Genomic DNA, 21263 nt, shown 5'->3' with positions numbered 1-21263 from the left:
TGGGTGACGGTAGGGGGCCGCCCGGCATTCGTCTTGACGCGCGGCGGGCGTGAAGGTGAACGAAGCACGTCCAATTGGTGAACCGGCCACGCCGGGAGATCGGTTCTCTTTCCGTCATCCTGTTGTTTACCGAGTGTTGAACTCGCGTTGGGCAACGAAACGGAATGAATTCCTATCGTCGGCGACGTGCCATCACGTACGCATTCCCCGCCGCGAGTAGCCGTCCTCGCCGATTCCGACACCCGGTGGAAATGGGGTGCGCTCACCGCGCACCGCATCGCCCCCGGCGGCCGGCTCGACGGATTCCTGCTGCGCGGCCGCGCCACCCCGACGGTGCGCCAGCTCGCGGAGGTCGGCGTGCGCGCCGACGCGCTCACCGAGGTCACCGGCGCCGAGTTCGTACGTACGGCCGACCGTACCCGCTACGACGTGATCGTGCTGTCCTGCGTCGGCGGCGCCGTCCAGGCCATGGTGCACGGGCTCGCCCGCTCCTGGGCCGGACAGCGCCACCGCCCCGCCGTCGTCACCGGCTACGTCGGCGTCGTCTACGAGAAGCTCGCGGACGGTCTCCTGCTGCGGCACGGCGCGGACGTCGTCCTCGCCAACTCCCGCCACGACGCCGAACGGTTCCGCGACGTCTACCGCGGCGTCGGCGCGAGCGCCGGCAGCGTCGTCGAATGCGCCCTGCCCTTCCTCGACGGCGCCCGCTACGCGCCCGCCGTGCCCGGCGAGGTCCAGGACCGCCCGTACACCGTCGTCTTCGCCGCCCAGCCCTCCGTGCCCGACAGCCGCGCCGCCCGCACGCACCTGCTGAAGAGGGCCGCGCAGCACGCGCGCCTGCACCCCGAGCGCGAAGTGCTGATCAAGCTCCGCAGCAAGCCCGGCGAACACACCACGCACATCGAGGAGCTGCCCTACCAGAAGCTCGCCGCCAGGCTCCCGGACGGGCTGCCCGACAACTGCCGCCTCGTCTACGGGCACATGGGCGAGGTCCTGGACCACACCGACCTGCTGGTGACGGTCAGCTCCACCGCCGCCCTCGAATCCCTGCACCGCGCCATCCCCACCGCCGTCCTCACCGACCTCGGCATCCGCGAGGCCCTCGGCAACCACCACTTCCTCGGCTCCGGCTGCCTCGCCTCCTGGGACCAGCTCGACGCCGGCCACCTCCCCGAGCCGGACCCGACCTGGACCGCGCGCCAGGGCGTCGCCGCCGACGGCCCGTACGAGCGGGCCTTCGACGCCGCCCGCGAGCGCGTCGCCGACCTCGTCGCCGCCCCCGAACTCCCGCCGCTCGCCCCCTACTACACCCCCGTCACCGCGCCCGGCTACCTGCCCGGCATCCTCGCCCGGCACGGCCTCGACCCCACCGGCCACCCCCTGCCGCACGCCGCCGAACCGCGCGAGGCCAGCGCGCTGCGCCGGGCCACCCGCAACGCCATGCGCGACGCCGCCCGCGGCGCCTACCGGCACGGCGTGCAGCGCGTCGCCCCCGTCATCCGCCGCATGGGCCAGCTGTGACGACCACACCCCAAGGAGCCGCCATGCCCCCGACCGTCCTGGCCGTCATCCCCGCCCGCGGCGGGTCGAAGGGCGTGCCCGCCAAGAACCTCGCCGCCGTCGGCGGCGTGCCGCTGGTCGCCCGCGCCGTGCACGAGTGCCGCGCCGCCCGGCACATCACCGACGTCGCCGTCTCCACCGACGACCCGGGCATCGCCGCCGCCGCGCGCGGCGCGGGCGCCGTCGTCGTACAGCGCCCCGGCGACATCGCGGGCGACACCGCCACCAGCGAGGCGGCGGTGCTGCACGCCATGGACGCGTACGAGGCGGCGCACGGCACCGCCGTCGACGTGGTCCTCCTCGTCCAGTGCACCAGCCCGTTCATCGCCCGCGAGGACATCGACGGCGTCACGGAGGCCATCCTCGCGGGCGGCGCGGACACCGCGCTGACCGTCGCCCCGTTCCACGGCTTCGTCTGGCGCGCGCCCGACGCGGCGGACGACCTGCCGGCGGAGACCGCGGAGACCGCGGAGGCCGTGGAGACCGCGGGGATCGCGGAAACCGCCACCGGCGGCGTCGGCGTCAACCACGACAAGTCCTACCGGCCCCGCCGCCAGGACCGCCCCCAGGACTACCTGGAGACCGGCGCGGCCTACGGCATGCGCGCCGACCGCTTCCGCACCGAGAAGCACCGGTTCTTCGGCCGCACCGAGCTCGTACGGACCGACGCCGCCCGCGTCCTGGAGATCGACGACCCGCACGACCTGGCGCGGGCCCGCGTCCTCGCCCCGCTGCTCGACGCGGACCGGCCCGGGGCGCTGCCCGGCCGCGGGGACATCGACGCCATCGTGCTCGACTTCGACGGCACCCAGACCGACGACCGGGTCCTGATCGACGCAGACGGCCGCGAGATCGTCGCCGTGCACCGGGGCGACGGGCTCGGCATCGCCGCGCTGCGCCGGGCCGAGCTGCCGATGCTGATCCTGTCCACGGAAGTTAACCCGGTCGTCGCCGCACGGGCCAAGAAGCTCCAACTTCCCGTCCTCCACGGCATCGACCGTAAAGACCTGGCGCTGAAGCAGTGGTGCGAAGAGCAGGGCATCGCACCCGAGCGCGTGCTGTACGTCGGCAATGACGTCAACGACCTGCCGTGCTTCGACCTCGTCGGCTGGCCCGTGGCGGTCGCCGGAGCACACGACGTCGTACGCGGCGCCGCGCGCGCCGTGACCTCCGCACCAGGGGGCGGCGGGGCCATCCGGGAGATCGCCGCCTGGATTCTCGGCCCGTCCCTACAGCCCGTCTAGCCGCACGAAGACCGCACGGCACAACTCACCGAACTCCCCCCAACAGCAAGGAACCTGCCTTCCATGAGCTCCACTCTCCGCACCCGGACCCTCGGCGCCAAGACCGCGGGCCCCGGCCACCCGGTCTACGTCACGGGCGAGATCGGCATCAACCACAACGGTGATCTGGAGAACGCCTTCGCGCTCATCGACGCGGCCGCCGACGCCGGCTGCGACGCGGTCAAGTTCCAGAAGCGCACGCCGGAGATCTGCACCCCGCGCGACCAGTGGGACATCGAACGCGACACTCCCTGGGGCCGGATGACGTACATCGACTACCGGCACCGCGTCGAGTTCGGCGAGACCGAGTACCGCAGGATCGCCGAGCACTGCGCCAAGCGCTCCATCTCCTGGTTCGCCTCCCCGTGGGACACCGAGGCCGTCGCCTTCCTGGAGAAGTTCGACGTGCCCGCGCACAAGGTGGCCTCCGCCTCGCTCACCGACGACGAGCTGCTGCGCGCCCTGCGCGCGACCGGTAAAACGATCATCCTCTCCACCGGGATGTCCACACCGAAGCAGATCCGGCACGCGGTCGAGGTGCTCGGCAGCGACAACATCCTCCTCTGCCACGCCACCTCCACGTACCCCGCCAAGGCCGAGGAGCTCAACCTGCGCGTGATCAACACGCTCCAGGCCGAGTACCCGAACGTGCCGATCGGCTACTCCGGCCACGAGACCGGGCTCCAGACCACGCTCGCCGCCGTCGCCCTCGGCGCCACGTTCATCGAGCGCCACATCACCCTCGACCGCGCCATGTGGGGCTCCGACCAGGCCGCCTCCGTCGAGCCGCAGGGCCTCCAGCGGCTGGTCCGCGACATCCGCGTGGTGGAGGAGTCGCTCGGCGACGGCGTCAAGAAGGTGTACGAGAGCGAGCTGGGCCCGATGAAGAAGCTGCGCCGCGTCGCGGGCGTCGTCGCCGAGGCCGGCGACCGCGAGCCGGTCGCGGTCTGAGGCGGCCGGGCCCGGTGACACCGACAGCGGGGCCGGCCGGCCCGCCCCCGGAAGCGACGGCCGCTCCCGCCGCACGCTTCCGGGGGCCTCGGGCCGACCCGAGCGGAACCCTGGCTTTCGTGGAGAGCCCGGTCCAGCTCCTGAACGTACTGGAGTGGTCGTACGGCGACGCGCTGCGCGCCGGCCCGGCCCCCGCACCGGACGCCGGTGCGCTGCGCGCCGGCCCGGCTTCCGCGCTGGACGGCGGTGCGCCGGAGTCGGGCGTGCCGGATGCCGTACGGCTGCCCGAACCCGACGTCCCGCACGCCGTACGGGCGCCGGGACCCGGCGCCCCGGACGCCGCGCCCCCGCCCGTGCCCGCCCTCTACGACGGGGTGCCGCGGCAGCCGTACGAGACCGTGGGCGACGATGACGAGCCGGGGCCGGCGCCCCGGTGCGCGCCCACCGGCCTCACCGTCGTCGTGCTCGCGCCGCACGACCCCATGACGCGGGGGCAGCTGCGGCGGATGGCGGAGCTGGCGCGGGGCGAGGGGCACACCGTGCGGTGGGAGGAGGCGCGCGGCGGGGCCGGAGCGCCGGCGCAGACGATCGCGGGGCTGGCGCCCCTGCTGCGGCGCGCGAGCCGGATCGTGATCGGGGATCCGTTCTCGCGCTACGTGCAGCTGCTGCTCACCATCGCGCGCGCCCGCGATGTCGTGGTCGTCGACGACGGCACGGCCACCATGGAGTTCGTCTCGCAACTGGCTCTCGGCACCCGTCTGGTGCGCTGGCACCGGCGCGGCGGGCGCGGAGCGCGCGACTTGGTCTTCGCGCCGTTCGCGGCCTCCGCGCGCCGCAGGCTCACGCCCGGCGAGGGCCGCCGCGTCGAGGTGTTCACCTCGATGCCCGTACAGGCGCCGCCCGGCGTCACCGTCACCGCCAACGACTTCGCGTGGACCCGCTCGGCCTTCGGCCCGCCCCGGCTGACCCGTGGTACGGACCTGGTCGGCACGTCCCTGGTCGAGACCGGCGTCGTGGACCTCGACCACTATCTGACCGCCGTCGCCTCGCTGGCCCGTACGCACGGCGCGACCCGGTACTTCGCGCACCGCCGGGAGTCCACCGACAAGCTCCACCGGATCGGCGCCGAGCTGGGGCTGGAGATCGTGCGGCCCGATCTGCCGCTCGAACTGATCGCCCGCCGCGGCCCCATAGGGCGGATGATCCTGAGCTTCCCCTCGACCGTGGTGCACACCCTGCCGCTGGCCCTCGCCGGCACCGGCATCACGGTGGCGGTCTGCGATGTGGATCCCGCCTGGCTGACGGAGACCGCCTCGCCCCGCGCGGAGGACTTCCTCTCCGGCGTCACGGGCACCGCGCGCGGTATCCGCCGGGTTCCGTATGTTCCGGCCTCGACGCTCTGAGATCGGAGGCCGGCGGCGGCGGGGGAGAGGCGCGGAGAGCGGGGCGCGAGGGGCCGGTTCGGCCAGTGGTGCGGAAGGGGCGGGGCACGGCGCGTAGCGGAGTCTTCTACCCCGTATCTCTTGCGGTCATGCGACCCACGGCCTAGTTTCCCTTCCCCTATCGGGCTGAACTTTTGTTGATCGCCAGGCAGTTGCCCCACCTGTGGCCCTAACCTTCACAGGGTGAACCAACTGATGTCCCGCGAATCCGAGCCCGAGGCAGGTACCGATCCCGAGCTGTCCGGCGTGCTGTCCGCCGGGCTGCGCGCCGAACTCATCGCCTTCCGGCGGGACTTGCACATGCACCCGGAGTTGGGCAAGTGCGAGTTCCGTACCACCGGAGCCATCAAGGCGAGACTGGAGCGGGCCGGGCTCTCGCCCCGGATCCTCGCTCTCGGCACCGGACTCGTCTGCGACATCGGCCCCCTGGGCAGCGGCACCGACAGCGGCACCGAGGCGCGGCCCATGCTGGCGCTGCGCGCGGACATCGACGCGCTGCCGATCCCGGACACCAAGACGGTGCCGTACCGCTCGACCGTCAAGGACATGGCGCACGCCTGCGGCCACGACGTGCACACCGCCGTCGTGCTGGGCGCCGGGCTCGTACTCGCCGAGCTGGCCCAGCGGGGGCTGCTGCCGCACCCGGTCCGGCTGATCTTCCAGCCCGCCGAGGAGGTGCTGCCGGGCGGCGCGCCCGACGTCATCGACTGCGGGGTGCTGGACGGCGTCGGCCGGATCATCGGCGTGCACTGCGACCCGAAGGTCGACGCGGGGCGGATCGGGCTGCGGCCCGGGGCCATCACCTCGGCCTGCGACCGGCTGGAGGTGTCGCTGAACGGCGCGGGCGGGCACACCGCGCGCCCGCATCTGACCACCGACCTGGTGACGGCCGCCGCGAAGGTCGCCACGGACGTGCCGGCGCTGCTGGCCCGCCGGGTCGACGCGCGCTCCGGCATGGCGGTGACCTGGGGGCGGCTGGAGACCGGGCACGCCTGCAATGTGATCCCGCAGCACGCCGAATTGTCCGGTACGGTCCGCTGCCTGGACCTCCAGGCGTGGCGCGAGGCCCCCGACCTGGTGCACGCCGCGATCGATGAGGTGGCCACCCTGCACCGGGCCAAGTCGGAGATCGACTACATCCGGGGGGTGCCGCCCGTCGTCAATGAACCGGACGTCACCGACCTGCTGCGCCGCGCGATGACCGCGCGGCGCGGGCCGTCCTCGATCGAGGACACCGAGCAGTCCCTGGGCGGCGAGGACTTCTCCTGGTACCTGGAGCAGGTGCCCGGCGCGATGGCCCGGCTGGGGGTGCGGCGGGTCGGCGACACTGTCCGACGTGACCTGCATTGCGGTGATTTCGACGTGGACGAGTCGGCGATCGCGGTGGGCGTGGAGTTGTTCACCGCCGCGGCTTTGCTCGATGTCAACCGTCCGTAGGCGGCGAGGTGGGATGGGGTTCGCGACGATCCGATAACGGCTTTCTGCGACCCCTTTATCCCCCATCTACGCGCGTTACGATGCCCGCGAAACCAGCGCCGACCGTGGCGCTTCGAGTGAAGGGGCCCTCGTGCGCCGGGTATCCACAATCGCTGTCGCGGGCATCTGTTCCGCGGCCCTCGCTTTCTCGCTCACCGCGTGCGGTGAGTCCTCGACCGAGTCCGGCGGCAAGGACAAGGGCATCGGCCTGGCCTTCGACGTCGGCGGCCGTGACGACCACTCCTTCAACGAGTCCGCCGCCCGCGGCATGGACAAGGCCATGAAGGAGCTGAAGGTCGGCGGCAAGGCGATGACCGCCAAGAACAACGAGACCGAGGCGGACCGCGAGCAGCGGCTCTCCTCGCTGGCCGAGGCGGGGTACAACCCGGTCATCGGCGTCGGCTTCAACTACGCCAAGTCGATCCAGAAGGTGGCGGCGGACAACCCGAAGACCACCTTCGCGATCGTCGACTCGGTCGTGCCGGGCAAGAACGTCGACAGCATCGTCTTCGGCGAGCACGAGGGCTCGTACCTCGCGGGCGTCGCCGCGGCGCTCAAGACCAAGACCAAGAAGGTCTCCTTCATCGGCGGCGTGAACAACGCGCTGATCCAGAAGTTCCAGGCGGGCTTCGAGCAGGGCGTGCGGGAGACCGACCCCAAGATCAAGATCACCTCGCAGTACCTGTACCCGAACAACGACAAGGGCTTCAACGACCCCGCCGCCGCCAAGGACAAGGCGAAGGGCATGCTCGACGCCGGCAACGACGTCATCTACACCGCCGCCGGCCTCTCCGGCAGCGGCTCGATCGAGGCCATCGCGGCGCAGAAGGGCGCCTGGGCGATCGGCGTCGACTCCGACCAGTACCAGCAGTCCGGTCTGGAGAAGTACAAGTCCTCGATCCTGACCTCGGTCGTCAAGAACGTGGACGTCGCCGTCTTCGACCTGGTCAAGTCCGTCAAGGACGGCAAGCCGCTGACCGGCACGCACCGCTACCTGCTCAAGGACGGCGGCGTCTCGCTGTCCACCTCGGGCGGCAACATCGACGACCTCAAGGACAAGATCGCGGCGGCGAAGCAGAAGATCGTCGACGGCAAGGTCAAGGTCAAGGAAAACCCGTGAGCTGAGAGCCCGCGCCCCGTCCCGGTCCGTCGCGGCCAGGGGCGCGGCGCGGGTTCCGCGGCCGGGACGGCTCCCCGGCCACCTGCGGACACGGGCTCGGCGCGACGGTGTGCGGCCGCCGCGTCGGGCCCGTACGAATGAGCCAACGCTACGCGCGTAGCGGCGAGTTGGCGCGGTACGTTCGCCTACGAGGCGCGTGGACCGCCCGCGGGCAGCCCACCGGCCGCTCGCCGTACGCTCCTCGACCCCAGCCCAGCCCGTCTCCCCAACCGCTCCCTTCCCCGAGGAGAGTGCGCCATCAAAGCGTCCACCAGCAGCCCCCCGACCGCGGGCGCGCCCAGCGCCCCCGCCGTCCAACTCCGCGGCATCACCAAGCGGTTCCCGGGAGTCGTGGCCAACCACGACATCGACATCACCGTCCGCCGCGGCACCGTGCACGCCCTCGTCGGCGAGAACGGCGCCGGCAAGTCGACCCTGATGAAGATCCTCTACGGCATGCAGAAGCCGGACGAGGGCACCATCGAGTCCGACGGCGAACAGGTCAGCTTCGCCGGCCCCGCCGACGCCATCGCCCGCGGCATCGGCATGGTGCACCAGCACTTCATGCTGGCCGACAACCTCACCGTGCTGGAGAACGTCGTGCTCGGCGGCGAGAAGCCGCACGGCATCGGCAACCGGGCCCGCGCCCGTATCAAGGAGATCTCCGACGCGTACGGGCTCGGCGTCCGCCCCGACGTCCTCGTCGAGGACCTCGGCGTCGCCGACCGGCAGCGCGTGGAGATCCTCAAGGTCCTCTACCGCGGCGCCCGTACGCTCATCCTCGACGAGCCGACCGCCGTCCTCGTCCCGCAGGAGGTCGACGCGCTCTTCGACAACCTCCGCGAGCTCAAGGCGGAGGGCCTCACCGTCATCTTCATCTCGCACAAGCTGGGAGAGGTCCTCTCCGTCGCCGACGACATCACCGTCATCCGGCGCGGCACGACCGTCGCCTCGGTGGTGCCGAGCGAGACGAGCCCCAAGCAGCTCGCCGAGCTGATGGTCGGCAGCGAACTGCCCTCGCCCGAGACCCGCGAGTCGACCGTCACCACCACCCCGATGCTGACCGTGGACGGGCTGCGGCTCTCCGCCGTCGACTCCGACGGCGCCGTACGGGCCGTGCTCGACGACATCGCCCTCACCATCCACAAGGGCGAAGTCCTCGGCCTCGCCGGGGTGGAGGGCAACGGCCAGGCCGAACTCGTCGAGGCCGTCATGGGCATGCGCGACCCCGACAGCGGCACCGTCACCCTCGACGGCGCCGACGTCACCCACGCGCCGACCCGCGCCCGCCGCGAGGCCGGCGTCGGCTACATCCCCGAGGACCGGCACCGGCACGGACTGCTGCTGGAGGCCCCCCTCTGGGAGAACCGCATACTCGGCCACGTCACCGAGGAGCCCAACAGCAAGGGCGCGCTGCTCGACCTCAAGGCGGCCCGCGCCGACACCGAGCGGATCGTCGCCGACTACGACGTGCGCACCCCCGGCATCGAGGTCACCGCGGCCTCGCTGTCCGGCGGCAACCAGCAGAAGCTGATCGTCGGCCGCGAGATGAGCCACCGCCCCAAGCTGCTGATCGCCGCCCACCCCACGCGCGGCGTGGACGTCGGCGCGCAGGCGCAGATCTGGGACCAGATCCGCGAGGCGCGCCGCGAGGGGCTGGCCGTACTGCTGATCTCCGCCGACCTGGACGAGCTGATCGGGCTCTCCGACACCCTGCGGGTGATGTACCGCGGCCGGCTGGTCGCGGACGCGGACCCCGCCACCATCACCCCGGAGGAGTTGGGCTCGGCCATGACCGGCGCCGCTACCGGCCACCTGGAGCACGTCGACGAGAGTGCTCACGGCGCGGAGGGGGGCGAGGGAGAGTGAAGAAGCTCGACAAGAACAAGCTGATCCTCGCGGTCGCCGCGCCGCTCCTCGCCATCGTCGCGGCCCTGGTCATCACCTCGGTGATCATCGCGGCCACCGGCAAGGACCCCTTCCACGCCTACCAGGTCATGGTCGACTTCGGCTCGAAGAGCGACAGCCAGGTCTGGATCATCAACAAGGCGACCCCGTACTACCTGTCCGCGCTGGCCGTCGCCATCGGCTTCCGGATGAACCTCTTCAACATCGGCGTCGACGGCCAGTACCGCATCGCGGCCTTCTTCGCCGCCGTCGTCGGCGGCTCGCTCACCCTCCCCGGCTTCGTACAGATCCCGCTGGTCATCCTGGTGGCGATGGCCGTCGGCGCGATCTGGGCGGGCATCGCGGGGCTGCTGAAGACCACCCGCGGCGTCAGCGAGGTGATCAGCACGATCATGCTGAACTCCATCGGCGCCTCGGTCATCGGCTACTTCCTCCAGGACGGGCGGCTCGCCATCAAGGAGGGCAACCTGATCCACACGCCCTACCTGCCCGATTCCTCGCACTTCTTCGAGCTCCCCACCACGCCCAAGCCGGTCTACGGCTTCGTGATCATCGCGGCGCTGGCGGGGCTCGTCTACTGGTTCGTCCTCAGTCGCACCCGCTTCGGCTTCGACCTGCGCACCGTCGGGCGGTCCGAATCCGCCGCCCAGGCCAGCGGCGTCAGCGTCAAGCGCATGGTCATCACCTCCATGGTGCTCTCCGGCGCCGTCGCGGGGCTCGTCGGAATGCCGACGCTGCTCGGCGTCTCGTACAACTACGGCACCGACTTCCCCGCCGGCATCGGCTTCACCGGCATCGCCATCGCACTGCTCGGCCGCAACCACCCCGTCGGCATGGCGCTCGGCGCGCTCCTCTGGGGCTTCCTGGAGCGCACCGGCACCCAGCTCGAATTCGAGGGCTACGCGCAGGAGATCGTCGGCGTCATCCAGGGCGTCATCGTGCTGTGCGTCGTCATCGCGTACGAGATCGTGCGCCGGTACGGGCTCCGGACCCAGCAGCGCAAGGTCGGCGAAGAGCTCGCCGCCCAGGCCCGCAAGAGCGACAAGGCGGAGGTGTCCGCGTGAGCAGCAACCTCACTGCTGTGCTCTCGAAGGGGCTCAGCGGCAGGAACAAACCCGAGCGGCGCAAGCTCACCTACCCGGTGGTGCTGCTGCTCCTCGCGGGCGCGCTGCTGCTGCTCGCCGTACTGCGAGTGATCACCGGCGCCGAGGACCTCACCTCCTCCGGGCAGTTCAGCGGCGCGCTCGGCGCCGCCGTGCCGATCGGGCTCGCGGGCCTCGGCGGGCTGTGGGCGGAGCGGGCCGGCGTCGTCAACATCGGCCTCGAAGGCATGATGATGCTCGGCACGTTCTGCGCCGGCTGGATGGGCTGGCAGCACGGGCCGTGGATCGCGGCGCTCGCGGGCATCGCCGGCGGCGCCGTCGGCGGCCTCATCCACGCGCTGGCCACCGTCACCTTCGGCGTCGACCACATCATCTCCGGCGTGGCGATGAACATCCTGGCCCTCGGCGTCACCCAGTACCTCGCCAAGCTGTGGTTCGGCGCGGACGGCAGCGCCGCGCAGCGCGCGGGCGGCAACGACAAGCAGTCGCCGCCGATGAGCGACATGCCGAACTTCTCGATCCCGGGCCTCTCCGACTGGCTGGCGTCCGTCGAGAAGCACCACTGGTTCCTCGTCTCGGACCTCGCGGGCATCCTGGACGGGCTCGTCACGGACGTGTCCTGGCTGACGATCGCGGCCGCGGTGCTGTTCGCCGGCACGTTCTTCGTGCTGTGGCGGTCCTCCTTCGGACTGCGGCTGCGGTCCTGCGGCGAGAGCCCCGTCGCCGCCGAGTCGCTGGGCGTCAACGTCTACAGGTACAAGTACGCGGCGGTGATCGTCTCGGGCGGGCTGGCCGGCCTCGGCGGCGCGTTCCTGGCCATCGGCACGCACATGTACTCCGACGGCCAGACCGGCGGCCGCGGCTACATCGGCCTCGCCACCATGATCTTCGGCAACTGGCGGCCGGGCGGCGTGGCCATGGGCGCCGGCCTCTTCGGCTTCATGGACAGCCTCCAGCTGCGCGGCGGTGGCGAGACCGTGCACGCGCTGCTGCTGCTCCTCGCGGTCCTGCTGGCCGGACTCGCCCTGTGGAAGCTGCGGGCCCAGCAGCGCCGGGTGGCGCTGATCAGCGGAGTGTTCGCGCTGCTGCTGGTCCTCTGGTACGCGTTGACGGCGAAGGTGCCGCTGGAGTTCGTGGACGCCACGCCGTACGTGGTGACGCTGCTGGTGCTCTCCGTCTCCGCGCAGCGCCTGCGGATGCCCAAGGCGAACGGCAAGCCATACCGGAAGGGCCAGGGGAAGTAGTGAGCGAGTCCAACGACGGGCAGTCCGTCGAACGGCAGGCCATCGCCTGGGAGGCGCTGCGGGCGCGGGCCCGGGAAGCGATGTCCCGCGCGTACGCCCCGTACTCCCGGTTCCCGGTCGGCGCGGCGGCCCTCGTCGACGACGGCCGCACCGTGGCCGGCTGCAACGTGGAGAACGCCGCCTACGGCGTGGCGCTGTGCGCCGAATGCGGGCTGATCTCCGAACTGTTCGCCACGGGCGGCGGCCGGCTGACCGCGTTCACCTGCTGCGGGCGGGACGGTGGGGTGCTGATGCCATGTGGGCGGTGCCGCCAGCTTCTGTGGGAACACGGGGGGCCGGAGCTGCGGATGGACACGGCGTCGGGGGTCCGGCCGCTGTCGGAGCTGCTGCCGGACGCTTTTGGTCCGGAGGACCTGGGGCGCTGAGTGCTCTGGGGGCGGCACGGGCGGCCGGTCGGCCGCGGGTCGACGGTGGCCGGCCGCGCGGTTCCCCGCGCCCCCGGGCTCGGTCCGGGGGCACCCTGGCCAACACGAAGAACGAAACGAGGAAAGCGAGCCCATGGACGTCATCTCCGTCATCCGCGCCAAGCGCGACCGGGAAAAGCTGAGCCCCGAGCAGATCGACTGGGTCATCGACGCCTATACGCGCGGCGAGATCGCCCACGAGCAGATGTCGGCGCTCGCGATGGCGATCCTCCTCAACGGCATGGACCGCACGGAGATCGCCCGCTGGACCGCCGCGATGATCAACTCGGGGGAGCGGATGGACTTCTCCTCCCTGCCCCGCCCCACGGCCGACAAGCACTCCACCGGCGGCGTCGGCGACAAGATCACGCTGCCGCTCGCGCCGCTGGTCGCCGCGTGCGGCGCGGCCGTGCCGCAGCTCTCGGGCCGCGGCCTCGGCCACACCGGCGGCACCCTCGACAAGCTGGAGGCCATCCCCGGCTGGCGGGCGCTGCTGAGCAACGCCGAGATGATGGACGTCCTGCGCGACGTCGGCTCCGTCATCTGCGCGGCGGGCGACGGGCTGGCCCCCGCCGACAAGAAGCTGTACGCGCTCCGGGACGTCACCGGCACCGTCGAGGCCATACCGCTGATCGCCTCCTCGATCATGTCCAAGAAGATCGCCGAGGGCACCGGCTCGCTGGTCCTGGACGTGAAGGTCGGCTCCGGCGCGTTCATGAAGAACATCGAGGACGCCCGCGAACTCGCCTCCACCATGGTCGAACTCGGCACCGACCACGGCGTACGGACCACCGCCCTGCTCACCGACATGTCCACCCCGCTCGGGCTGACCGCGGGCAACGCCCTCGAAGTCCGCGAGTCCGTCGAGGTGCTCGCGGGCGGCGGCCCCGCCGACGTCGTGGAGCTGACCCTCGCCCTGGCCCGGGAGATGCTGACGGCGGCCGGGCTCGGCGACGTCGACCCGGCCAAGGCGCTGGCCGACGGCTCCGCCATGGACCACTGGCGGCGCATGATCCTCGCCCAGGGCGGCGACCCGGACGCAGCCCTGCCCGTCGCCCGCGAACAGCACGTCGTGCACGCCGCCGCCACCGGCGTCCTGACCACCCTCGACGCCTACGCCGTCGGCGTCGCCGCCTGGCGGCTCGGCGCGGGCCGCGCCCGCAAGGAGGACCCGGTCCAGGCAGGCGCGGGCGTCGAACTCCACGCCAAGCCGGGCGACACGGTCACGGCGGGCCAGCCCCTGCTGACCCTCCACACGGACACCCCGGAGAAGTTCGCGTACGCCCTGGAGGCACTGGACGGCGGCGTCCTCGTCGCCCCCGAGCACACGGAGTACGAACCGAACCCGATCATCTTGGACCGCATTGCCTGACCTGCGGTTTCCCCATTTGGGTGAACGGGACCGGTGGACCAGTGCCGGTCCCGTTCGGCATGCTGGGATCGGTGACGTACCGATAGAGGAGACCGCCATGAGCGCACTCGCCGTCGACCCTCCACCTGCCTTTGGCCAGGAGTGGGACGACATCGTCCGGATGTGGGAGGAGACGGACGCTCCCGAGGGCTGCACGGTGGAGATCATCGAGGGGATCGTCACCGTGTCACCGCCGCCTAACAACAGGCACAACTTCATCGCTCACAGGGTGCACCGCCGGTTGCTCGCCGCACTCCCCGAGGACTGGGGGGTCTACCAGACACTCGGGGCCGCTGTTCCCTCACGGAACAGTCTCTACATCCCGGATCTCGCCGTGGTGGCAGACAGTGTGGTGTGCGGCGAGGAGAGCAATTTCATTCCGGCCGCAGCCGCCGAACTGGTCGTCGAGATCACTTCGAAGTCCACTGCGAGCTACGACCGGATCAAGAAGGCCGAGGGCTACGCCCAGGCCGGGGTCCCGTTCTATCTGCTGATCGACTGCTGGGCCCCCGGCGGACCGACCGTCACGCTCTACGGAGAGCCGAAAGACGCTGTCTACCGCACGCTGAGCGCGGTGAAGCTGGGGGAGCCGATCCATCTTCCCGAGCCGTTCGGCCTCGAACTCGGCACGGAGGCATTCGTCGTCGGGTGACGACACGAATGAAGGGGCCGCCCCGCCACGGCAAGTGGTGAGGCGGCCCCTTCGCCGTGGCCGGCGATCGGTGATCCGGGCTACCCGCTCGTCGCGAGCCGCCGCTCGGCCACCGCCTTGCGCGTCGCGTAGAGCGTCACGGCAGCCGCCGCGACCATCGCCAGCAGGCCCAGGGCCACCGTGCCGTTCCAGCCCGCCGCGTGGAAGGCGAGGGCGCCGAGGAGGGCGCCGAGGGAGCTGCCCAGGTAGTACGTGGTCTGGTAGAGGGCCGATGCCTGGGCGCGGCCCGTCGTCGCGGCGCGGCTGACCGAGGACGAGGCCACTGAGTGGCCCACGAAGAAGCCCGCTGTTATCAGGACCAGGCCCAGCAGCACCGCGACCAGCGAGTCGAAGACGCTGAGCAGCAGGCCGAGCGCCGCCGTGCCGACCGCGAGGTACAGCGCGCCGCGCCGGCCGACGCGTTCCACCAGTTTGCCGGCCGCGGCCGAGGTGACGGTGCCGACGAGGTAGACGAGGAAGATGGAGCCCACGATGCCCTGCGGGAGTCCGAAGGGTTCGGCGGTCAGGCGGTAGCCGATCACCGTGTAGACCGCGCCGAAGACGGTCATGAAGAGCGCCCCGAGCGCGTACAGGCGGCACAGCAGCGGGTCGCAGAGGTGGCCGCGGACCGTACGGGCCAGGGAGCGCGGCGAGACGGGGCGGGGCGTGAAGTGCCGGGCCGGCGGGACCGTCGCCCGGAAGACCGCCGCGCAGACGACCGCCATGAGGCCGACCACGCCCAGCGCGACCCGCCAGTTCGAGGCCTGGGCCACCCAGCCCGTCACGATCCGGCCGGACATGCCGCCGATGCTGTTGCCCGCCACGAACAGCCCGATCGCGGCGACCAGCGCCTTGGGCCGTACCTCCTCCGCCAGGTACGCCATCGCCGAGGCCGGCAGCCCGGCCAGCGCGGCGCCCTGCACGGCGCGCAGCGCGATCAGGGTGGCGAGGTTCGGCGCGAACGGCGCGGCCAGCGCCACCAGCGCCGCGACGACCAGCGAGCCGGTCATCATCGCCCGCCGCCCGTACCGCTCGGAGAGCGCGCTCAGCGGCACGACGGCCACGGCCAGCGCCCCGGTGGCCGCGGACACGGTCCAACTGGCCTGGTCCGGGCTGACGTGGAGGTCGTCGGAGATGGCGGGGAGCAGCGCCTGGGTGGAGTAGAGGAGCGCGAAGGTGGAGATTCCGGCGGAGAAGAGCGCGAAGCTCATCTTCCGGTAGCCGGGGCCGCCCGGCGTCAGCTTGTCGGCGTCGGCCTCAGCGGCCTCAGCGGCTTCGGCTGCTTCTGGGGCGGTGGACGGCTGCTGGTCGGCGTCCGCGCGCTGGACCGCGGCGGACGCCCCCGTATCGGCAGGAGGCATGTACCGACCGTATGCACGTACCTTTCATGCGTCCAATGCATGAAACGGTCATAATCGATCCCATGGAGCATGAGCACAGGCCAGCGCCGTCCCTGTCACCTCCGCGTAGCGAAATCGACATGTCGGCGACAGCGGCGGCGACCGCGGAACTCGACGCCGGTTCATGGGCGGCGGCCCTCACCCCGCGGCTCGCCCAGTTCGCCGCCGTCGCCCGCCAGGAGCACGTCACGCGCGCCGCGCACCAGCTCGACGTCCCGCAGTCGACGCTCAGCCGCGCCATGGTCCGGCTCGAACGCGACCTGGGCGTGGCGCTGTTCGCCCGGCACGGCCGTACGGTCTCGCTCACCCGCGCCGGCCGTACGTTCCTCGGCTCCGTCGAACGGGCGCTGGCCGAGGTGGACCGCGCCGCCGAGTCCGTACGCTCCGACGCCGACCCGACGGCCGGCAAGGTCGCCTTCGGCTTTCTGCACACCCTCGGCCCCGAGACGGTGCCCGGCCTGCTGCGCGCCTTCCGCGCCGACCACCCGCGGGTCCGCTTCCAGCTCGTGCAGAACTACGGCGAGGCGATGATCGCCGGACTGCGCGCCGGCGAGCTCGACCTGTGCCTGACCGCGCCGATCCCGGACGCCCCGGACCTCGTCGCCCGCCGCCTCGACGAGCAGAGACTGCGCCTGGTCGTCCCCGACGACCACCCCCTCGCGGAGCGGAAGCGGGTGCGGCTGGCGGAGGCCGCGGCCGAACTCTTCGTCACCCTCGAACCCGGCTACGGGCTGCGCCGCATCACGGACACGCTCTGCGCGGAGGCCGGGTTCACCCCGAAGGTCGCCTTCGAGGGCGAGGAGGCCGAGACGCTGCGCGGACTGGTCGCCGCCGGGCTGGGCGTCGCGCTGCTGCCGCCCCCGGCGGTGCCCCGGCCGGGCGTCGTGGAACTGACCGTCACAGCGCCGCGCGCCGTCCGCGAGATCGGCGTGGCCTGGCTCGACGGGCATCCGGACACCCCGCCGGTGGCGGCGTTCAAGCGGTTCCTGCTGTCGCGCAGGGGGCAGTTGCTGCCGCGCTGAGCGGTGTAAGGAGAGGAAAACCCGATCGCCCCCACGGTGCCGGCCGTGGGGGCGATCAGGATGGGGGCGTGGCTCGGGTCAGGGGCCGCCCGCCGGGGAGATCAGCGCTGGGCGCTGATGCGGTGCACGGAGTCGAGGAGCTGCTCGCCCGCCGCGGCCTTGTCGACCACGAAGGCGGTGCCGCGCGCCACGGTCACGTGGTTCGGGTTGGGGCCGGTGGCCAGGGTGGCGACGACGGCGCCCTTGTTCGGGTCCACGACGGTGGTGTTGCCGGGGCCGCGGTTGGCGACGAAGACGTTGCCGGAGCGCGGGTCGGCGGCGACGGACAGCGCGCCCTCACCGGTCTTGACGGTCCGCGTCACCTTGCCCTTGCGCAGGTCGACGACGGAGAGGGTGCCGCCCTTGTTGTCGGCGGTGTAGGCGGTGCGGCCGTCGCGGGAGAGCGCGATGGAGATGGGGCCCTGGCCGGTGGGGATCAGCTTGGGCTCGTCGGAGTACCGGGAGACGGCGATGATGTTGCTGTTGGTCAGGTCGGCGGCGTAGACCGTGCCGGTGCGCTTGTTGACCGTGAGGCCGGTGGTGCCGGCGCCCTTGACCGTCACCCGCTTCTTCTCCTTGAAGGTGCGGGTGTCGAAGCCGACGATGCTGCCGTCGCCGAAGCCGCTGGCCCAGGCCGTGTTGTGGCGCTCGTCCACGACGATCTCGCGGGCGTGCTTCACGCCGGGCACGGTGGCGAGGTGCTTGCCGGTGCGCTGGCTGTAGACGGCCACCGAGTCGTTGCGGGTGTTGGTGGTCCACACCGTGTTGTGCTCGTCGTCCACCGCCACGCCGTACACCGCCTCGACGGCCTTGGTGTTGGCGTCCGTGACGGGCGGGGTGTAGGCGGCCTTGGTCTTCAGCGACTTGGGGTCGACCTTGAGCAGCTGGGACTGGGTGACCGGCGGGCGGCCGACGGCCGTGGTCGCCCACAGCACGTGGTTCCGCTCGGAGTACGAGGACTGGTAGAGGCCGCGGGCCAGCTGGGCGGAGTCGACCTTGTACGAGGCGTGGTGGCGGGGGTGGTGGTGCGCCGGGGCGGCGGTGGCGGTGCCGGCGGCGCCGAGGACGGTGCCCGCGGCGAGGACGAGGGCGGCGGACCGGCGGACGAGCTTGCGGTCGGCGTTCTGGTGTCTGACGGTCATCGTCACTACTCCCCAAGAGGACAGGCATGGACGCCAAGAAGGCAGGCGTGGACGGCTTCCGGGCGGTGTCGGCCCCGGACGATCGTCAGCTTAGCTTAGGGTTACCTAAGTAGTCAGGGGGGTGGGTGGGGCGAAAGTGACGAGGTCACGCGGCCGGGGCGAAGGCGGCCTTTGCGTGGGGGCGGCCCCATGGCGGCGATGGCTTCGTGCCCCCGCCACCGGCCGCCCGCCGCGCCCGCTCCAGCCGCCGGGCGCCCGCCGCGCCCGGCCTCCCCGCCAGCTCCGCCCCGCAGCCCCTCACTGCCGCAGCGACGACCCGAATCCGGCCGCCAGCGGCATCCGCAGCCCCAGTGGCGGCGGCGCCGCCAGCGCGTCGGCCACCGGCCGCGAATATCCGCGCGCGAACAGCGAACCCAGCATGAAGTCCACGGCCAGCGCCGTGACTTCGGAGCGGTGCTGATGCAGCCCGTGCCCGTCGGAGTGGACCTCGAAGCGGCAGATGTCCCGGTTGACCTTCTTGGCGCGCTCGGCGAGCCGGTAGGAGAGATCCGGGTCGGTGCGCGCGTCATTGGTGCCGTGCGCGATCAGCACCTGGCGGCCGGCCAGCTGCTTGACCGGGTCGGGGTCGAGTACGGCCTCGGGCTCGGGGAGCCAAGGGGCCAGCGCCAGAACGGAGTTGACGGCCGGATGGCCGGCGGCGCGCAGCGCGGCACGCGCGCCCATGCCCGTACCGATCAGGCAGACCGGCACATCGCCGTAGCGGCGCACCACCTCGTCGGCGGCCCACTCGGCGTCGCGCGCCGGGTGGGCGGAGGCGCCGTTCCAGCCCCGGAAGCGGTAGTGGACGACGTGGGTGACGAGCCCCTCCGCCCGGCCCGCGCGCGCGAGCCGCTTCGCGAGCGGGCGCATGGCGGCGAACGGCAGCGGGGAGGGGCGCCGGGTGCCGGATGCCTCGCCCGACGGCAGTAACAGGGCGACGCCGTGCACGGTGCCGGCGGTTCCGACGGGCTTACCGAGCCGAGCTGTTCCGCGCTCCGGCAGAGCTTCCTGAACCATGCAGAAACGATGGCAGAAGGAGCGCGGGAGTCCACCCCGGTGACGGGTCACCGTTACGTATCGTTCGCCGTGGTCTACGCGCGTAGGCGCTAGAGTGCCCGGATGACGAGCCAGCCCGCACTTCCCAGCCCCGAGCAGATCCGCCGCGCGCCCAAGGTGCTGCTGCACGACCACCTCGACGGCGGCCTGCGCCCCGGAACCCTCATCGACCTCGCCCGCGAGGCCGGCTACGACGGCCTCCCCGACGGCGACGCCGACAAGCTCGGCACTCTGATCCGCCAGGCCGCCGACTCCGGTTCCCTGGAGCGCTATCTGGAGAACTTCGCGCACACCTGCGCCGTCATGCAGACGCGCGACGCGCTGGTCCGCGTCGCCGCCGAGTGCGCCGAGGACCTCGCCGCGGACGGCGTCGTCTACGCCGAGGTCCGGTACGCGCCCGAGCAGCACCTGGAGCGCGGGCTGACCCTCGACGAGGTCGTCAAGGCGGTCAACGAGGGCTTCCGCGAAGGCGAACGGCGGGCCAAGGCGAACGGCCACCGCATCCGCGTCGGCGCGCTCCTCACCGCCATGCGGCACGCCGCCCGCGCCCTGGAGATCGCCGAACTCGCCAACCGCTACCGCGATCTGGGCGTCGCCGGCTTCGACATCGCGGGCGCGGAGGCCGGCTTCCCGCCCACCCGCCACCTCGACGCCTTCGAATACCTCAAGCGGGAGAACAACCACTTCACCATCCACGCGGGCGAGGCGTTCGGCCTGCCGTCCATCTGGCAGGCGCTCCAGTGGTGCGGCGCCGACCGGCTCGGCCACGGCGTGCGGATCATCGACGACATCGAGGTCGCCGAGGACGGCACGGTGAAGCTCGGCCGGCTCGCCTCGTACGTACGGGACAAGCGCATCCCGCTGGAACTGTGCCCGTCCTCGAACCTCCAGACGGGCGCGGCGGCTTCCTACGCCGAGCACCCCATCGGGCTGCTGCGGCGGCTGCGGTTCCGCGCGACCGTAAATACCGATAACCGACTTATGAGCGGCACGAGCATGAGCCGTGAATTCGAGAAGCTCGTCGAGGCCTTCTCGTACACGCTCGACGACATGGAATGGTTCACCGTCAATGCGATGAAGTCGGCTTTCATTCCTTTCGGTGAACGCCTGGCGATGATCAACGACGTCGTCAAGCCCGGATACGCCGAGTTGAAGTCCGAGTGGCTGTTCCGTCAGACGACCGCGGAACCCGTGGTGAGCAGCGGTTTCACCGCCTAGGGCACGCGCGTCCAAATAGCCGAAGAAGGGCCGGGAATTCAAGTCCCGGCCCTTCTTCGGTGCTTGCTACCCCCCTTCCCTCGTGGCTACGTTGCAGTGCCGCTCCAAACCCCGTCACGAGGACAGAATTCTGATGAAGCAGGGAACCATCAAGACTCTCGGCGTCGCCGCTCTCGGCGCCGCGTTCGCCGCCACCGCAGCCGGCACCGCCGCCGCGGCCGGGCCCGTCGAGACGGTCGCCCCCACCGTCGCGGGCGCCGTGCAGGCCCTCCCCGCCGAGACGCTCGGCCAGTTCGTACCGGGCGGCGCCCAGGCCCTGCCCGCCGCGCAGGGCGCGGTCGGCACGATCTCCACCACCGTCCCCCCGGTCGCCGACCAGGCGCTGGAGACGACGGCCGACCGCGGCGCGGCCGAGCTGGCCGGCGGCCTCCCCGCCACGCGCCAGACGCTGGGCAGCGTGCCGGCCGGCGCCATCGCGAAGACCGTCCCCGGCACGGTCGGCAGCGCCGCCATGGGCGCGGTCCCCGCCGCCGGACTGCTCGGCGGCCTGCCGGTCTGACCCCCGCACCTCCGCCCGTATCGCTGCGTACGGCCCGGACCTTCGCCGCGCACCGCTGAGTGCCGACGAAGCCGGGCCGTTCGTCGTGCGGGCCGG

General features: G+C 72.0%; 18 protein-coding genes. 15 read left to right on the top strand and 3 right to left on the bottom strand.

Features of this window, described 5'->3' with window-relative positions; translation table 11 throughout:
- Positions 1–186: 186 nt before the first annotated feature.
- The 12 genes from AB0I22_RS35445 (at position 187) to AB0I22_RS35390 (ending at position 14653) form a co-directional block, all read left to right on the top strand.
- Complete coding sequence (locus AB0I22_RS35445; RefSeq protein ID WP_363135121.1) at positions 187–1521, top strand: DUF6716 putative glycosyltransferase; 1335 nt, start codon at positions 187–189, stop codon at positions 1519–1521.
- A gap of 23 nt (positions 1522–1544) precedes the next feature.
- Complete coding sequence (locus AB0I22_RS35440) at positions 1545–2804, top strand: acylneuraminate cytidylyltransferase (RefSeq protein WP_363135120.1); 1260 nt, start codon at positions 1545–1547, stop codon at positions 2802–2804.
- Positions 2805–2867: 63 nt separating this feature from the next.
- Positions 2868–3794, top strand: a complete 927-nt coding sequence (locus tag AB0I22_RS35435; RefSeq protein ID WP_363135119.1) for an N-acetylneuraminate synthase family protein — start codon at positions 2868–2870, stop codon at positions 3792–3794.
- 119 nt (positions 3795–3913) lie between these two features.
- Entirely contained in the window at positions 3914–5197 is a 1284-nt protein-coding gene (locus tag AB0I22_RS35430) for a hypothetical protein (RefSeq protein ID WP_363135118.1), read from the top strand.
- A 234-nt stretch (positions 5198–5431) separates the two neighbouring features.
- Positions 5432–6673 (top strand): amidohydrolase, encoded by a 1242-nt coding sequence (locus tag AB0I22_RS35425; RefSeq protein WP_363135137.1) that lies wholly within the window; start codon positions 5432–5434, stop codon positions 6671–6673.
- 130 nt (positions 6674–6803) lie between these two features.
- The gene (locus AB0I22_RS35420) at positions 6804–7832 is read left to right on the top strand and encodes a BMP family ABC transporter substrate-binding protein (protein ID WP_363135117.1); all 1029 of its coding nucleotides are present in this window, start codon (positions 6804–6806) and stop codon (positions 7830–7832) included.
- A 297-nt stretch (positions 7833–8129) separates the two neighbouring features.
- On the top strand, positions 8130–9740 hold the full coding sequence (locus tag AB0I22_RS35415) for an ABC transporter ATP-binding protein (RefSeq protein WP_363135136.1): 1611 nt from the start codon (positions 8130–8132) through the stop codon (positions 9738–9740).
- Positions 9737–10843 carry an ABC transporter permease gene (locus tag AB0I22_RS35410; protein WP_363135116.1) on the top strand — a complete coding sequence of 369 codons (1107 nt, stop codon included), beginning with the start codon at positions 9737–9739 and terminating at the stop codon, positions 10841–10843. The genes AB0I22_RS35415 and AB0I22_RS35410 overlap by 4 nt, the downstream gene beginning before the upstream one ends.
- Positions 10840–12126 carry an ABC transporter permease gene (locus tag AB0I22_RS35405; RefSeq protein ID WP_363135115.1) on the top strand — a complete coding sequence of 429 codons (1287 nt, stop codon included), beginning with the start codon at positions 10840–10842 and terminating at the stop codon, positions 12124–12126. The genes AB0I22_RS35410 and AB0I22_RS35405 overlap by 4 nt, the downstream gene beginning before the upstream one ends.
- Complete coding sequence (locus AB0I22_RS35400) at positions 12126–12551, top strand: cytidine deaminase (protein WP_363135114.1); 426 nt, start codon at positions 12126–12128, stop codon at positions 12549–12551. Before AB0I22_RS35405 ends, AB0I22_RS35400 begins: the two co-directional genes overlap by 1 nt.
- Before the next feature lie 133 nt (positions 12552–12684).
- Positions 12685–13962: a thymidine phosphorylase gene (locus tag AB0I22_RS35395; protein ID WP_363135113.1), complete on the top strand. Its 1278-nt coding sequence runs from the start codon at positions 12685–12687 to the stop codon at positions 13960–13962.
- A 97-nt stretch (positions 13963–14059) separates the two neighbouring features.
- Positions 14060–14653: a Uma2 family endonuclease gene (locus tag AB0I22_RS35390; protein WP_363135112.1), complete on the top strand. Its 594-nt coding sequence runs from the start codon at positions 14060–14062 to the stop codon at positions 14651–14653.
- 80 nt (positions 14654–14733) lie between these two features.
- Here AB0I22_RS35390 and AB0I22_RS35385 read toward each other — a convergent pair whose 3' ends face one another.
- The gene (locus tag AB0I22_RS35385; RefSeq protein WP_363135111.1) at positions 14734–16053 is read right to left on the bottom strand and encodes an MFS transporter; all 1320 of its coding nucleotides are present in this window, start codon (positions 16051–16053) and stop codon (positions 14734–14736) included.
- Between the two features lie 119 nt (positions 16054–16172).
- Here AB0I22_RS35385 and AB0I22_RS35380 point away from each other — a divergent pair, with 119 nt between their 5' ends.
- Positions 16173–17114, top strand: a complete 942-nt coding sequence (locus AB0I22_RS35380; RefSeq protein WP_363135110.1) for a LysR substrate-binding domain-containing protein — start codon at positions 16173–16175, stop codon at positions 17112–17114.
- A gap of 101 nt (positions 17115–17215) precedes the next feature.
- Here AB0I22_RS35380 and AB0I22_RS35375 read toward each other — a convergent pair whose 3' ends face one another.
- Both AB0I22_RS35375 and AB0I22_RS35370 read right to left on the bottom strand, forming a co-directional pair.
- Positions 17216–18295 carry a YncE family protein gene (locus AB0I22_RS35375; protein ID WP_363135109.1) on the bottom strand — a complete coding sequence of 360 codons (1080 nt, stop codon included), beginning with the start codon at positions 18293–18295 and terminating at the stop codon, positions 17216–17218.
- Between the two features lie 297 nt (positions 18296–18592).
- Positions 18593–19351 carry an alpha/beta hydrolase gene (locus tag AB0I22_RS35370; protein WP_363135108.1) on the bottom strand — a complete coding sequence of 253 codons (759 nt, stop codon included), beginning with the start codon at positions 19349–19351 and terminating at the stop codon, positions 18593–18595.
- Between the two features lie 102 nt (positions 19352–19453).
- Here AB0I22_RS35370 and AB0I22_RS35365 point away from each other — a divergent pair, with 102 nt between their 5' ends.
- Both AB0I22_RS35365 and AB0I22_RS35360 read left to right on the top strand, forming a co-directional pair.
- Positions 19454–20608, top strand: coding sequence for an adenosine deaminase (locus AB0I22_RS35365; protein ID WP_363135107.1), 1155 nt, complete (start codon positions 19454–19456; stop codon positions 20606–20608).
- Between the two features lie 133 nt (positions 20609–20741).
- Positions 20742–21167 (top strand): ATP-binding protein, encoded by a 426-nt coding sequence (locus AB0I22_RS35360; protein WP_363135106.1) that lies wholly within the window; start codon positions 20742–20744, stop codon positions 21165–21167.
- Positions 21168–21263: the final 96 nt, after the last annotated feature.

The sequence above is a fragment of the Streptomyces sp. NPDC050610 genome, assembly GCF_040654875.1.
In the GTDB taxonomy this organism is placed as follows: Bacteria; Actinomycetota; Actinomycetes; order Streptomycetales; family Streptomycetaceae; genus Streptomyces.
This window is presented reverse-complemented; position numbering and strand designations above follow the sequence as displayed.